This is a genomic window from Aerococcus sp. L_32 (assembly GCF_050689315.1).
On sequence record NZ_JBOEQF010001288.1, the window covers coordinates 1 to 513 of the forward strand.

Genomic DNA, 513 nt, shown 5'->3' on the forward strand with positions numbered 1-513 from the left:
TACTCAATTAGAGGCCAACGTGACTGAGGGCCGTTTAATCGCTGAGAAAGAATTTTACTCAAATGTTCGATTACGTGGTGCCAACAAAGCCCGGTCTTTACTGAATAAAGGGATTAAGTACCTAGAATTTAGACTGTTAGATATTCAACCGGATGCCGCTTACGGGATTAAAGCGTCAGATATTGAATTCATGAAATACTTCATCTTGTACTTAGTCTGGTCCAGTAAAGATGCCAATATGGCGGATGTCCATTACGGGATTGACTTGAAGACTAAGGTTGCTGAAGAGGAAACTTTCCAAAAAACGCAAGCTATGGACGAAGGGTTATGTATTTTGCAAGACATGCAAGGCATGTTAGAGGCGATTGAAGCTGATCAATCGGTTATTGAAACGACACAATTGATGGTAGAGCGGATGAAAGACCCAGCATTAACGCCAGCTGGCCAAATGATGACGACTATGAAAGATGTTGATGGATTCCTAAAAGCAGGTCGCCAATTCGCGGAAGAGGC

1 pseudogene is annotated in these 513 nt (G+C 42.7%); it reads left to right on the forward strand.

Going from position 1 to position 513, the window contains the following annotated elements:
• Positions 1-513, forward strand: a pseudogene (locus tag ACRCJ0_RS19365) (bifunctional glutamate--cysteine ligase GshA/glutathione synthetase GshB); the annotation flags it as partial.